Origin of the sequence: Streptomyces candidus, assembly GCF_014207445.1 — a bacterium.
Taxonomy (GTDB): domain Bacteria; phylum Actinomycetota; class Actinomycetes; order Streptomycetales; family Streptomycetaceae; genus Streptomyces; species Streptomyces candidus.
Map to the genome: position 1 here is coordinate 73,782 of NZ_JACHEM010000016.1, position 13,021 is coordinate 86,802.

10 protein-coding genes and 1 pseudogene are annotated in these 13,021 nt (G+C 68.2%); 2 read left to right on the top strand and 9 right to left on the bottom strand.

From position 1 onward, the window contains the following. Nucleotides 1-21: 21 nt before the first annotated feature. From HNQ79_RS26975 to HNQ79_RS27000, 6 genes and pseudogenes are all read right to left on the bottom strand, one after another. The gene (locus HNQ79_RS26975; protein ID WP_185035468.1) at nucleotides 22-933 is read right to left on the bottom strand and encodes a carbohydrate ABC transporter permease; all 912 of its coding nucleotides are present in this window, start codon (nucleotides 931-933) and stop codon (nucleotides 22-24) included. Continuing rightward, nucleotides 930-1,871 carry a carbohydrate ABC transporter permease gene (locus tag HNQ79_RS26980; RefSeq protein ID WP_185035469.1) on the bottom strand — a complete coding sequence of 314 codons (942 nt, stop codon included), beginning with the start codon at nucleotides 1,869-1,871 and terminating at the stop codon, nucleotides 930-932. The genes HNQ79_RS26975 and HNQ79_RS26980 overlap by 4 nt, the downstream gene beginning before the upstream one ends. Before the next feature lie 192 nt (nucleotides 1,872-2,063). Beyond that, nucleotides 2,064-3,833 carry an L-arabinonate dehydratase gene (gene araD / locus HNQ79_RS26985; protein ID WP_185035470.1) on the bottom strand — a complete coding sequence of 590 codons (1,770 nt, stop codon included), beginning with the start codon at nucleotides 3,831-3,833 and terminating at the stop codon, nucleotides 2,064-2,066. After that, nucleotides 3,830-4,732, bottom strand: a complete 903-nt coding sequence (locus tag HNQ79_RS26990) for a dihydrodipicolinate synthase family protein (protein WP_185035526.1) — start codon at nucleotides 4,730-4,732, stop codon at nucleotides 3,830-3,832. Before HNQ79_RS26990 ends, araD begins: the two co-directional genes overlap by 4 nt. 455 nt (nucleotides 4,733-5,187) lie before the next feature. Then, nucleotides 5,188-5,820: pseudogene (locus tag HNQ79_RS26995) on the bottom strand (GntR family transcriptional regulator); the annotation flags it as partial. 131 nt (nucleotides 5,821-5,951) lie between these two features. Beyond that, nucleotides 5,952-7,133 carry a hypothetical protein gene (locus HNQ79_RS27000; protein WP_185035472.1) on the bottom strand — a complete coding sequence of 394 codons (1,182 nt, stop codon included), beginning with the start codon at nucleotides 7,131-7,133 and terminating at the stop codon, nucleotides 5,952-5,954. A gap of 161 nt (nucleotides 7,134-7,294) precedes the next feature. Here HNQ79_RS27000 and HNQ79_RS27005 point away from each other — a divergent pair, with 161 nt between their 5' ends. After that, nucleotides 7,295-8,122 (top strand): NAD-dependent epimerase/dehydratase family protein, encoded by an 828-nt coding sequence (locus tag HNQ79_RS27005; RefSeq protein WP_185035473.1) that lies wholly within the window; start codon nucleotides 7,295-7,297, stop codon nucleotides 8,120-8,122. Between the two features lie 210 nt (nucleotides 8,123-8,332). On the opposite strand, the gene HNQ79_RS27010 is transcribed toward HNQ79_RS27005, so the two are convergent. Together HNQ79_RS27010 and HNQ79_RS27015 are read right to left on the bottom strand one after the other, a co-directional pair. Further along, nucleotides 8,333-9,445, bottom strand: coding sequence for a rhamnogalacturonan acetylesterase (locus tag HNQ79_RS27010; RefSeq protein ID WP_229923439.1), 1,113 nt, complete (start codon nucleotides 9,443-9,445; stop codon nucleotides 8,333-8,335). A 63-nt stretch (nucleotides 9,446-9,508) separates the two neighbouring features. Further along, nucleotides 9,509-9,829, bottom strand: coding sequence for an L-rhamnose mutarotase (locus HNQ79_RS27015; RefSeq protein ID WP_185035475.1), 321 nt, complete (start codon nucleotides 9,827-9,829; stop codon nucleotides 9,509-9,511). 488 nt (nucleotides 9,830-10,317) lie between these two features. Between HNQ79_RS27015 and HNQ79_RS27020 the strand changes: the two genes are divergently transcribed. Beyond that, on the top strand, nucleotides 10,318-11,469 hold the full coding sequence (locus HNQ79_RS27020; protein WP_185035476.1) for a YihY/virulence factor BrkB family protein: 1,152 nt from the start codon (nucleotides 10,318-10,320) through the stop codon (nucleotides 11,467-11,469). Between the two features lie 191 nt (nucleotides 11,470-11,660). Here the strand turns inward: HNQ79_RS27020 and HNQ79_RS27025 are convergent, their stop codons facing one another. Next, entirely contained in the window at nucleotides 11,661-13,016 is a 1,356-nt protein-coding gene (locus HNQ79_RS27025; protein WP_185035477.1) for a nitrate/nitrite transporter, read from the bottom strand. Nucleotides 13,017-13,021 lie beyond the last annotated feature (5 nt).

Sequence of the window (13,021 nt, forward strand, 5' to 3'; positions counted from 1 at the left end):
GTCCGTGCAGGGGAAGCGGGGTCAGCCCTTGACCGCACCCGCGCTGAAGCCGGTGATGAGCCACTTCTGGATGAAGGCGAAGACGATGACGACCGGGACGGCCGCGATGACGCCGCCCGCCGCGAGTGCTCCGAGGTCGACGCTGTCAGAACCCATGAGGGTGTTCAGACCGACCGGGATCGTCTGCTTGTCCTGTTCGCTGAGGAACATCAGCGCGAACAGGAAGTGGTTCCAGCTGTGCACGAAGGCGAAGGAGCCGACCGCGATCAGACCCGGGCGGAGCAGTGGGAGAACCACCGCGCAGAAGGCCCGGAAGCGTGAGCAACCGTCGACCCAGGCGGCCTCCTCCAGAGACACCGGCACGTTCTTGATGAAGCCGCTGATCAGAATGATGGAGAGGGGAAGCTGGAAGACGGTCTCGGCGATGATGACGCTGCCGAGAGAGTTGATCATTTGGAGGTTGCGGAAGATCTCGAAGAGAGGAACGAGCATCAGTGCGCCCGGGATGAACTGGGAGCAGAGCAACGCCAGCATGAAGGCGTTCTTGATGCGGAAGTTGAAGCGGGCGAGGGCATAGCCGCCTGCGAGTGCGACACCGGTTGTGGCGACGAGGGTGCACACGCCGACGATCATGCTGTTCTCGAAGAACATCCCGAAGTTGCGCTCGGTCCACACCTTCTCGAAGTGTTCGAAGGTCATGGGCCACGGCACGAGCGACGTCGAGCCGGCCGGCCGTACGGCGAACAGCAGCATCCAGTAGAAGGGGATGAGCGTGAACAGGAGGTACAGGCCGAGCGGGAGGTAGATCTGCCAGCGCGGTACGTCGTCGAACGCGCGCTCGCGCTTCGGGGTGCGCGGGGTCTTCGGCGGCAGGGGGCTGCCGGTGGGCGGGGCGTCGGTGCGGGTCTGGTTCTCCGCGAGTGCGGCGGTCATGTGCGGTCGCCTCCGAACTTGCTCAGGCGCAGGTAGACGATCGAACAGAAGAGGAGGATCACGAACGCGACGGTGGTCAGTGCGGACGCGTAGCCGAAGTCGTGGCCCTCGATGCCGGTGTTGGCGATCATCAACGGGAGTGTGGTGGTGGTTCCGGCTGGGCCGCCGCCGGTGAGCGTGTACAGCAGGTCGACGTTGTTGAACTCCCAGACACCGCGCAGCAGCGTGGAGAGGATGATCGCGTCCTTGAGGTGCGGCAGCGTGATGTGTACGAACTGCCGCATCCGGCCGGCGCCGTCGACCGAGGCCGCCTCGTACAGGTCCTTCGGGATGGACTGGAGGTCGGCGAGGATCAGGATGGCGAAGAAGGGGACACCGCGCCAGAGTTCGGCGAGGACTGCTGCCCAGAAGACGGTGCCGGTGTCCGAGAGGACGGAGGTGCCGTACGAGCCGATGCCGAGGTCGGCGAGGTAGCGGCTCATACCGGTGGACGGGTTGTAGAGGAGCATCCAGATGGTGGTCGTCAGGACACCCGAGACGGCCCAGGGCGAGAACACCAGGGCGCGCGCGACCGCACGGCCGACGAAGGTCTGGTTGACGAGCAGCGCCAGGACCAGGCCGAGGGCCAGCTGGAGGCTGACCTGGACGATGACCCACTTGGCGCTGAACCCGAGGGTGGACCAGAAGAGGGGGTCCTCGGTGAAGATGCGGGTGAAGTTCTCGAAGCCCGCGAAGCCGTTCTTCCAGGGCTTGGTGACGTTGTAGTCCTGCAGGCTGTAGTAGAAGACGCTGAGCACCGGGTAGGCGATGAAGCCCACCATGAGCAGTCCGGCCGGTGCGATCAGCAGGTACGGGAGCCGGCGCGGAGTGGAGCTGGTGCGGCGGCGGGGCGGCGGGACTGTCGGCGGCGATTTGGCCACGGCTGCTGTTTGGGCCATGACGGTTCTCCGTTCCGTGGGGACGTGGACGAGGGCATGACTAAGCACGAACGCTGTTCGAGATACCGGGCGGGAAGGTCCGTGGAGGTGCGTGCGGGGTCTGCGAGGAGGTGGGAGGTGCGGGATGCGATGTATGACGTACGAAGTACGGTGTCCGATGTACCGAACGGGATGCCCGGAACGGCTGCGACGTCAGCCCGCGTACGGGTCCGGCACGTCGCCCGCCGCCGCGAGGAACGCGAAGTCGCAACCCGTGTCGGCCTGAGTGATCTGTTCCTGGTAGAGGGCGCCGTATCCGCGGGTGTAGCGCTGCGGCGGCGGGGTCCATGCAGCGCGGCGCCTGGCCAGTTCCTCCTCCGATACATCCAGTTGGAGGGATCGCGCGGCAACGTCCAGGGAGATCGCGTCTCCGGTACGCACCAGGGCGAGCGGCCCGCCGACGTACGACTCGGGGGCGATGTGCAGCACGCACGCCCCGTAGCTCGTGCCGCTCATCCGGGCGTCGGAGAGGCGCACCATGTCCCGGACCCCCTGTTTGAGGAGGTACTCGGGGATCGGCAGCATGCCGTACTCCGGCATGCCCGGTCCACCCAGTGGCCCGGCGTTTCGCAGCACCAGTACATGGTGGGGGGTGATCCCCAACTCCGGGTCGTCGATCGTGCGTTGCATCGTTCGGTAGTCATCGAAGACGACGGCGGGCCCGGTGTGCTTGAGCAGGTGGGGTTCGGCGGCGATGTGTTTGATGACGGCGCCGTCCGGACACAGGTTGCCGCGTAGAACGGCCACCCCGCCCTCGTCGGCGAGGGGATTGGTACGTGGTCGGATCACGTCGTCGTTGTGGACCCGCACGCCGTCGAGTTGTGCGCGCAGGGTGGGGTGGGCAACGGTGGGGCGGTCCAGGTGGAGCACGTCGGTGAGCCGGGACAGGAAGGCGGGCAGCCCGCCCGCGAAGTGAAAGTCCTCCATGAGGTGCCGGCCGCCGGGGCGGAGGTTGGCAAGCACGGGAACCGTACGGGCGATGCGGTCGAAGTCATCGAGGCTGAGAGCGACTTGGGAGCGCCCCGCCATGGCGATGAGGTGGATGACCGCGTTGGTCGAACCACCGAGTGCGAGCACGGCCGCGACCGCGTCCTCGTAGGCCTCCCGCGTCAGCAGCCGCGAGAGTCGCAGGTCCTGGTGTACGAGGTCCACGATCCGCAGCCCCGACGCCGCGGCCATCCGGTCGTGCCCGGAATCGACGGCGGGTATGGAAGAGGCGCCGGGCATGGTGACGCCCAGGGTCTCGGCGGCCGCGGTGAGAGTCGAGGCCGTGCCCATGGTCATGCAGTGACCGGGTGAGCGTGCCAAACCGCTCTCCAGTTCGGCGAGTTCACAGTCACCGATGAGGCCGGCACGCTTCTCGTCCCAGTACTTCCACATGTCTGTGCCCGAGCCGAGGACCTCGTTGCGCCAGTGACCGGGCAGCATGGGCCCGGCAGGCACGAAGATCGTCGGCAGGTCGACGGATGCGGCACCCATGAGCAGAGCGGGCGTCGACTTGTCGCAGCCGCCGAGCAGGACCGCACCGTCGACGGGGTACGAGCGCAGCAGCTCCTCCGTCTCCATGGCGAGGAGGTTGCGGTAGAGCATCGGGGTGGGTTTCTGGAAGGTCTCCGAGAGGGTGGAGACCGGAAATTCGAGGGGGAACCCCCCGGCCTGCCACACTCCGCGCTTGACCGCCTGGGCGCGGTCGCGGAGGTGGACGTGGCAGGGGTTGATGTCGGACCACGTGTTGAGGACGGCGATGACGGGCTTGCCGAGGTGTTCTTCGGGGAGGTAGCCGAGCTGGCGGGTGCGGGCACGGTGGCTGAAGGAGCGCAGGCCGTCCGTTCCGTACCACTGGTGGCTGCGGAGCTCCTCCGGGGCCTTGCGCCCACGCCCCTCCCCCGTCCCGTAAGCGATGTCCCCGGCACGTGAGTTCATATCTCCCACCCCTCGATTGCGGCGGCCACCTCGGCGCGTTGCGGCTCGGGGAGCTCCTTGCTCGGCGGACGTACCGCGTTGCGGCACAGACCGAGGATGGAGAGCGCTTCCTTGACGACGGTGACGTTGTTCGCGGACTGATCGGCGGCGCGCAGCTCCTCGAAGGGGCGAATGCGTTCCCAGATCTTCTGCGCGGCCTGGTAGTCGCCGGTGCGCAGCGCTTCCAGGAGTGCGAGGGAGAGCGTGGGCGCGACGTTGACCAGGCCGGAGGTGAACCCGGTGGCGCCCATCGCCCAGTACGGGACCGCGTACAGCTCGGCCAGTCCCGCCACCCACACGAACCGGTCGAGGCCGGCGTCCCGGGCGACCGCACCGAAGCGGGTGGCGTCCGGAACGGCGTACTTCACGCCGATCACCTGGGGGCACTGTTCGCCGAGTTCGGCAATCGTACGGCCGTCGAGCAGCGGATTGCGGATGTACGGTACGACACCCAACTCCGGTGCTGAGTCGGCGACTTCCCGGTGGTAGTCGATCCAGCCGCCACGAGAGACGTAGGGGTGGGTGGGCTGGTGGACCATGATCATGTCGGCACCGGCGTCGCGGGCGTGCCGGGCGTCGGCCTTCGCGGTCGGCAGGTCGTGGCCTACTCCGACGATGACGGCGGCCCGGCCCTTCGTCTCCTGAAGGGTGAGCTCGGTGACGAGACGGCGTTCGTCGGGGTCGAGGGTGTAGAACTCGCCGGTGTTGCCGTTGGGGGTGACGGTGCGGACGCCGCCGTCGAGCAGTCGGCGCAGGGTCGCGCGGAACGCGTCGCGGTCGATGCTGCCGTCGGCGGCGAAAGGGGTCACCGGTATCGCGACGACGTCCGCGAGTGCGGCCCGGAGCGCGGGGTGTTCCATACGGGTGCGGCCTTCCGGTCGGTCGGGGGTGTCGGCCGCCACGGGGGTGGCAGCCGTGCCGGGTGGTACGGGACTGTGGGTGGTGTCGGACGGGTCGGCAGGAGCGGGAGCTGAGGGAGCCGCGGTTGCGAGAGGCGGGGCCGAGGTGGCCGCCATGACGGAAGTGACCGCCATGACGGTAGGGGCGGCCGTGTCAGGAGCGACCGCCGTGTCGTGTGTGGCAGCCATGTCGGAAGTGGCGGCGGTCGCCGCTGCGGCTGCTGTATCGGCTCCGGGAGCGGAGCTTCGGAGGGCGTTCACGGTGTGCCCGGGTCATCCGGGTGCCCTGCGTCCATCTCCTCCATGACCTTGAGGGACTCCAGGTCGGCCTCCGTCACCTTCGTGGCCATGGGGCCCATGGGGTCCGCTGGAATGGGGTCGGCAGGTACCACCGGGACCGGCGGGACCGGAGACCCCTCCGTCGGAAAAGCGCGGTGCACGAACGACGCGATGTGCTCGCGCAGACGCTCGACCGCCGGCCCGGCCTGCCCTGCGCGTACGAGTCGCAGGATGGCGGCGTGCTCGTCGGCCTCCTTCTGCCAGGAGGGGTTCGTGCTCCAGGCGACGGTGGACACGAGGGCGGCCTGTTCACGGACGTCGTCCAGCATGCTGATGAGCAGTGGGTTGCCGCAGTGCACGTAGAGCTCGCGGTGGAAGTCCCGGTTGGCGAGGGAGCGTTCGGCTTCGTCGGCGGCGTGTTCGGCTCGCGCCAGGGCCTTTTCCGCCCCCGTGATCGGCATTTTTCCTTCGATGCTGCGGCGCAGCGCCTCGGGTTCGAGCAGGAGTCGCACGTCGTACACGTCGTGTGCCATCTCGGCGTCGACGGCGCGCACGGTCGCACCCTTGTACTGGCTCATGACGACGAGCCCTGACCCGGCGAGGGTCTTGAGTGCTTCCCGGACGGGGGTCTTGGAGACCCCGAACTGGGCGGCGAGTTCGGCCTCGACAAGAGGGCGGCCCGGCTGGAGACGACCGGCGAGGATCTCGTGCTTGATCGCCTCCAGGACGTACTGGGTGCGGGAGGGGAAGGGACTCGGGGCAATGGCCATGCGAGCTGCTCTCATATCTCATGTATCGCGTCTCATATATGACGTATGAAGTACGACGCCTGAAGCTAGGTCGGCACACCGGTTTCGTCAACGGCTGCGACAAAACCCGCGGGTGCGAGTTTCCAGACCCATCAGATCAGGACGCGAAGAGACTCCCTGACGGCCCGCAGGTCCGCATCGGAGGCCAAGCCCGCGTGATACAGGCGGAGTTCGTTGGCACCAAGGGTCTGTGCGCGTCGGGCGTCGGCAACGAGCGTGTCCGGACTGCCACCCATCCCGGCGACCACGGAGAAGTTGGCGGCGATGACGGAACCTTGTTCGCGATGGGGAACGAACGGCGGAAGTACCGTTTCAGCGCCCCCGCCACTGCAGGGCAGCACAGCGCCGTCGGCGATGGAGAGCAGGTGCGCCGGGTCGACGCCCGGGTTGGCACCACTGCGATACGGGGCGGGGTCGGCGTGCAGCAGCACCTGGAACCCGGGGGCCGCGGCAGCGCGTACGGCACCGAGTACCAGCTCCTGGAGGACGCGGGCCGTCCCGGTGCGCCAGCCGAGGGTGGCGGCGGCGAGGCCGGTCCCGAGAAGCTCCACCACGGCGGGCCATCCGGAGGCGGATGTGCCGCCGCCCGCGGACCAGAGCGGTTTCAGGCATTGCCGCACGGCAGAGGCCAGCACATCGGGATCCGCACCGTGTTCGGTGTATCCGGTACGGCACGTCGTACAGAAGCAGAGGGACATCAGGTACTGGGCGGCGTCCCCCAGGGCGACGCCTCCGGTTTTGTCGTGGGCGTGCAGATGAGCCAGTCCGTACCAGCCGCAGGACTCCAGCTCGGTTCCCCGCGCGCCGGGCCGCACCGCTGCTTCGGCCGCCAGAGCGGCCAGATACTCCTGGACTTCCGGACGGGCGATGCACGGGGCCCACGGATACCGGTCACCGTAGGCGTTGCGTACGACGATGTCGGGGTTTTCCGTACCCAGACGTGAGTTGTGCGCCAGGACCACCCAGCTGTGCACGTCGATGCCGGCGCGTTGCAGGGCGTCGGCGGCTTCGGCGTAGGTGTCGCCGGGGGCCCACGCACCCGCGGGGTACGGCCGCAGCGGGCGGCCCGACCAGCGGGTGGCGTCCGGTTCGTAGAGCACGGCGGCATGGTCGGCGGTCACGATCCGGTGGCGCGGGTGGCGCGGAGTGAGGGCGCGGGTGGAGTGGTAGGCGGCGGCGAGCGTCACCTGGCGGACGCCCAGGTCCGCGATGCGGGCTGCGGCGTCGGGGTCGCCGACGACGTCCCAGGGGTAAAGGAAGACGGCTGTTCGCATGTGGGTCGACGGGTCCTTTCACAAGGGGCGGTTCGCATCGATCCGCCATATCACTGGAGCTGTTGTCGGGTGCTTCACCACTTGACGGGAGTAGAAAGCGCTCTCTACCGTCAGCTCCCATCCGACCCCGCCGCAACGCCCAGCGCAAGGAGTATCCGCTCATGCCCGTCCTCCGCACCGTCCTGCTCACTGGTGCCGCCGGAGGTCTCGGCACGCTGATGCGGGACCTGCTGCCCGCGTACGGGTACCGGCTGCGGCTCCTCGACCTGCGGCCCGTCCCCGGCGAGCCGGACGCGATCGTCGCCGACCTCGCGGACGGGGACGCGGTCCGCGAGGCGGTTCGGGGCGTGGACGCGATCGTCCACCTCGCGGGCATCTCGCAGGAAGCCACGTTCGAAAGGATCGTGCGCGCCAACATCGAGGGCACCTACCACCTGTACGAAGCCGCCCGCGAGGCCGGCGTTCCGCGCATCGTCGCCGCCTCGAGCAACCACGCGGTGGGCTTCACCCCGCGCCCACGCGGCATCACGGCGCCACTCCCCCAGGACGCGCTGATACCCGTCGGCACACCGCATCGCCCGGACACCTTCTACGGGCTGTCCAAGTGTTTCGGCGAGGACCTGGCACAGCTGTACTGGGACCTGCACGGCCTGGAGACCGTCTCCGTGCGCATCGGCTCGTGCTTTGCGGAACCCACCTCGGTACGGATGCTGTCGCTGTGGCTGAGCCCGGCCGACTGCGCCCGGCTGCTGCACGCCGCACTCACCGCTGACGGCGTGCAGCACTCGATCGTGTACGGCTCGTCCGCCAACACCCGCAACTGGTGGGATCTTTCCGAGGCGCGGGCGCTGGGCTACCTGCCACAGGACGACTCGGAGCCGTACGCCGCGAAGCTCATCGCCGAGCAGGGCGAGTTGTCGGACGAGAACCCGGCGCACGCGCGGCTGGGCGGGCACTTCTGCACCGAGCCGACGTGGTGGCCGTACTGAATGCCGACGTGGTGGCCGTACGGAATCGAGTCCCTGCGTATTGCCGCACGCAGCGACCCGCCGGCTGACCAGGTCGTACGAGGTGTGGCGCACGCCGTGCGGCGTGCACCGTATCTCGCGCGCGTTGCCTCATACACGGTGCATGAGACGTCGTGCGTCACGCCTTATGTACCGTCGCATTCCGACGCAGCCCACGTCCTGATCCACATCTCAGCGGATCACCCGGTTCGGAAGCAGTCGCTGGGTGCGCAGCTCGTCCAGGACGAGCTGCGCGTACTCGGTCGCGCCGCGCACCGAGGTGTGCGTGTTGTCCCGTTTCTCGGCGGTGAGGTAGAGGGACTTGGACGCCTCCGGGCCGAGTCGCTCCACGCGTGCCTTCGTCAGGGCGGTCAGGTCGATGAGCGGCGCGCTCAGCGTGGTGGCCAACGCGCGGATCTCGGCCGGGTGGTCGACGCCGAGGCCGTTGACGAGCAGGGCGGTGTCGTTGTTGAGGGTGCCGTCGGCATTGAACCAGCGGCGGACGATGGGGGTGACCAGGACGGGCTTGCCACCTCGTGCGCGTACGCCCTCGACGAGCGCGGTGAGGTTCGCCCGGTAGGTGACCGCGTCGGTCTGCTTGTCATTGTGGGCGAGCTGGATCAGGGCGAGATCGCCACGGCGGATTCTCTGCCGCACGGTGGGGAAGAGTGCGGGGTTTTCCCGGTACGTCACCGAACTCTCGCCGGAATCAGCGTAGTTGGCCACCGAAATCCCGCGCTTCAGGTACTGCGGGAGCTGCTGCCCCCAGCCCGAGTACGGCTCACCGGGCTGATCGCAAACCGTCGAGTCGCCGAGAAGAAGTAACTGACGGGCGTGGGCTGCCGGGCGTACTTGGATCGAGGACAGTGCCGGGGCGGAACCGCCGAAGGTGAGGTCGAGGCCGGGATTTCCGCCGGGGCCGGTCGGCTCACCTTCCGGCGTGCGGACGTCCACGGTGAAGGTTCGGCGGACGGTGGCACCCGAGGCGGTCGCGGTTTCGCGGAGCACCGCGCGCCGGCTCTCGACCTGGACGGAGGTGCTGGCCGCTTCGGCGCCGCCGAGGGTCACGGTGACGTCGTAGGCGCCGGGGGCGACGTCGAAGTGGCAGAGGGTGGGGGCTACACCTGCGTTTGCTGGTGTGGCTGCATCGTTCACTGGGGCGGATGCGTCCGTAGCAGCAACAGCGGTGGTGCAGTGATCCAGGCCGTGGGAGTGGTTGCCACGCATAGGGACCGCCACCGCAGGGGTGGCGGCGAGGCAGGCAGCCGCCGCGAGGGTTGCTGCGAGGGCGGGGCGGGATCTCACGTGTGCTCCTTGAGTATGGGCAACCGAGGCCATGAGTAGCGGAGTACAGGGAAGCGGGAACGGTCAGGCGAGGTGAAAGACCTCGCTCAGCGGGGTCATCGCTTCGTCCGGGTTCTGGCCGTCGAGTTGCTCGAAGAAGCCGGCCATCGACTTCTGCCAACGGGCATTGACCTCGGTGGAGGCCATGGAGGCCTGGGCGGCGGCGAAGTCCGGGGTTTCCAAGTACCCGACCAGCAGGCCGTCTACGCGGAGGAAGAGCGAGTAGTTGTGCCATCCCGCGGCGGTAAGCGCGTCGAGCATGTCGGGCCAGACGGACGCGTGCCGGGCGCGGTACTCGTCGAGGCGGTCGTGGCGGACCTTGAGCAGGAAGCAGACACGCTGCACAGCGGTAACCGGCCTCTCCGAATAGGAATCAGCGCGAACTGAAAGGATTCATCCAGGTCGTCAGGGGAGGCTAGATGCGCTCCGGCGGCGGCGTCAACCAGTCACACATACCTTTCCCCTTCAGCTGCACGAAGGACAGGTCTCCACGGGGCGGCACGCACTGCGGAACGAGATTGGCCTAAGCCAATAGCCTTATACAGCTCTCCTGAAACGTTCAAACGACGGGCTCGATGAGCGTCGACGTACGACAGGCGCCTCCTCTCCGGGGTGGTCGGGGTCGGACGAACCGTGCGGGCCGACGCTGACAACCCTTGCGCCATAGACGACGACCGGAGGGACAAAGGGGGCTGCGCGGCGCAAGCCGGGTGAGGGGCTCGTGTGGCGCCGCAGCGGCAGAGAGGCTGCCCGTCAGGCCCTCGCTCTTCGCGGGATGCGGCGGCTTCCCTTACCCCTGGGTTTCTCCCGGACTGCGGGGTACCCGCACCGACATGACGGACAACGACAAGGCGCACGAGCGCAACAAAGGGAACGTATCGGACGATCCGGATGCACGGACCGACGCTGGCGCCCCGCGCGTGCCGAGGCCGTCCCCCGAGCCGGATAGGACGCCCGAGGCGCATGCGACGCCCGCGCCGGACACGGCGCGCGATCCCGACGCGGAGCCCGATGCGCCCACTGATCTGCCCAAGCACTCCTGGTGGGCAGTCCTGCGGCGTACCGGCAAGGAGTTCTTGGACGACGAACTGCCGGACCGTGCAGCCTCGCTGACCTATTACGGCGTGCTCTCGCTCTTCCCGGCGATGCTGGTGCTCGTGTCGCTGCTGGGCGTGATGGGCGAGTCGGCGACGAAGACGGTGCTGGACAACGTCCAGAAGCTCGCGCCCGGCGCGGTGCGGGACATCATCATGCAGGCCGTGCAGCAGCTCCAGAACAGCGGAGGGACGAGCGGTGTCATCGCGATCGTCGGTCTGCTGGCGGCGGTGTGGTCGGCGTCCGGTTATGTCGGTGGGTTCATTCGTACATCGAATGCCATCTACGACATGCCGGAAGGTCGACCGGTGTGGAAGGTGACTCCGCTGCGGGTGGGACTCACCGTGGTCTTGATGATCATGCTGGCGCTCAGCGCTCTCATCGTGGTCCTCACCGGCTCCGTGGCCGAGTGGGTCGGCAAGACGGTCGGGCTCGGCGAGGAGGCGGTAACGGTCTGGTCGATCGCCAAGTGGCCGGTGCTGCTGTTGCTGGTAGTGCTCATGATCGCGCTGCTGTTCTGGTCGGCGCCGAACGTCCGCGGCCGTGGGTTCCGCTGGGTGAGCCCGGGGAGCGTGCTGGCCGTGGTGCTCTGGCTGGTCGCGTCCGCCGGTTTCGCGCTGTACGTCGCGAACTTCGGCTCGTACAACAAGACCTACGGGACTCTTGCCGGTGTGATCATCTTCCTGGTGTGGTTGTGGCTGTCGAATCTGGCGGTGCTGCTGGGGCTGGAGTTCGACGCGGAGCTGGCCCGGCAACGTGCGATCAGCGGAGGGCTTCCGGCGGAGACCGAGCCGTACGTGGAGCCGCGCGACACGAAGAAGTGGCCGGCGAAACTGCGCAGGAACCGCAAGAAGCAGCTGGAGCAGGAGCAGGAGGCTGCACGGGCGTGAAGCACCGTGACCTCCGCAAGCAGGCCGAGTAGAAGTCGTCGGGGCGGTCGGGCCGGCATGTGTCCGACCGCCCCGGGACTCCGTACGTGGTCCTTCAAGCACAGCGCTTCATTCGCAGTGCTGCATACGCAGTGCTTCGTATGCCATGCGTCGTACACAATGCGCCGTATGCCCTGCACTGTGCGCAGGACTCAGGCGCGCCGCCTGAGGTAGACCCCCCAGGTGATCGCCAGGCACAGCACGTAGTAGGCCAGGAATGCCAGGTATGCCGCGTCTCCCGTCCCCTCGGTGAGGAAGGACTGACGGAACGCGATGTTCACCAGTACCCCGCCCAGCCCCCCGACCGCACCCGCGATGCCGATCACGGCGCTCGCCCGGCGGCGGGAGCGGCTCTCGGCTTCGGCCGGGTCCGTTCCCGCCGCCGTTTCGCGTGCCGCCTTGGCGTGGAAGATGCCGGGGATCATCTTGTACGTGGAGCCGTTGCCGATCCCGCTGAACACGAACAGCGCCACGAATCCGGTCAGGAACAACGGCAGCGAGCCCTCGCGCGAGGCGATCAGCACCAGCAGTGCACCCGCCGCCATCGCCACGAAGTTCCAGAAGGTGACTTTGGCCCCGCCCCACCGGTCCGCCATCGCCCCGCCCACCGGTCGGATCAGCGACCCGAGCAGGGGGCCGAGGAAGGTGAGGTACGCGGCGCTGACCGCCGTCGGGAAGTCGGCCTCGAACTGCACGAGCAGCACCTGGCCGAACGCGAAGCCGAAGCCGATGAACGAGCCGAAGGTGCCGATGTACAGCAGTGACATCACCCAGGTGTGCGGCTCGCGGGCTGCTTCGCGCAGGGCGCCCCGGTCGTTGCGCAGCACGGGCAGGTTGTCCATGCGCAGGGCAGCGGCGACGGCCGCGAGCACGATGAGGGGGACGTAGATCAGCGGGACCAGGCGGGGGTGGGCCGCGCCCGCCGTGGCGAGTACCAGCAGACCGAGGAGTTGGACCGCGGGTACTCCGAGGTTGCCGCCGCCGGCGTTGATGCCCAGGGCGCGGCCCTTGAGGTGCTGAGGGTAGAAGGCGTTGATGTTGGCCATGGAGGAGGCGAAGTTGCCGCCGCCGATGCCCGCGACCGCCGCCACGCACAGCAGTGTCGTATATGAGACACCGGGTTCCAGGACATAGGCGGTGAGCAGGGCCGGGAGCAGGAGCGCGAGGGCGCTGATCACGGTCCAGTTGCGGCCGCCGAAGATCGCCACGGCGAAGGTGTACGGGATGCGGAGGGCCGCGCCGAGCAGGGTGGGTACGGCGGTGAGGACGAATTTCCCGGCCGGGTCGATGCCGTACTCCGGGCCCAGGAAGAGGACGAGAACCGACCACAGGCTCCACACCGAGAAGCCGATGTGTTCGGAGAGCACGGAGAAGACGAGGTTGCGGCGGGCGACCTTCGCGCCGGTGGCGGCCCAGAAGGCGGGGTCCTCCGGCCTCCACTCCTCGATGACCGGACGTCCCCCGGGAGGGGCCTGAGAGGGTTGCGGGGTGCGTACCGAGGTGGTCATGGCCG

What these genes read in the sequence shown, in the direction of transcription:
- HNQ79_RS26975 (WP_185035468.1), bottom strand. Translation starts at nt 933, where the DNA reads ATGACCGCCGCACTCGCGGAGAACCAGACCCGCACCGACGCCCCGCCC.
- HNQ79_RS26980 (WP_185035469.1), bottom strand. Translation starts at nt 1,871, where the DNA reads ATGGCCCAAACAGCAGCCGTGGCCAAATCGCCGCCGACAGTCCCGCCG.
- araD (WP_185035470.1), bottom strand. Translation starts at nt 3,833, where the DNA reads ATGAACTCACGTGCCGGGGACATCGCTTACGGGACGGGGGAGGGGCGT.
- HNQ79_RS26990 (WP_185035526.1), bottom strand. Translation starts at nt 4,732, where the DNA reads ATGGAACACCCCGCGCTCCGGGCCGCACTCGCGGACGTCGTCGCGATA.
- HNQ79_RS27000 (WP_185035472.1), bottom strand. Translation starts at nt 7,133, where the DNA reads ATGCGAACAGCCGTCTTCCTTTACCCCTGGGACGTCGTCGGCGACCCC.
- HNQ79_RS27005 (WP_185035473.1), top strand. Translation starts at nt 7,295, where the DNA reads ATGCCCGTCCTCCGCACCGTCCTGCTCACTGGTGCCGCCGGAGGTCTC.
- HNQ79_RS27020 (WP_185035476.1), top strand. Translation starts at nt 10,318, where the DNA reads ATGACGGACAACGACAAGGCGCACGAGCGCAACAAAGGGAACGTATCG.
- HNQ79_RS27025 (WP_185035477.1), bottom strand. Translation starts at nt 13,016, where the DNA reads ATGACCACCTCGGTACGCACCCCGCAACCCTCTCAGGCCCCTCCCGGG.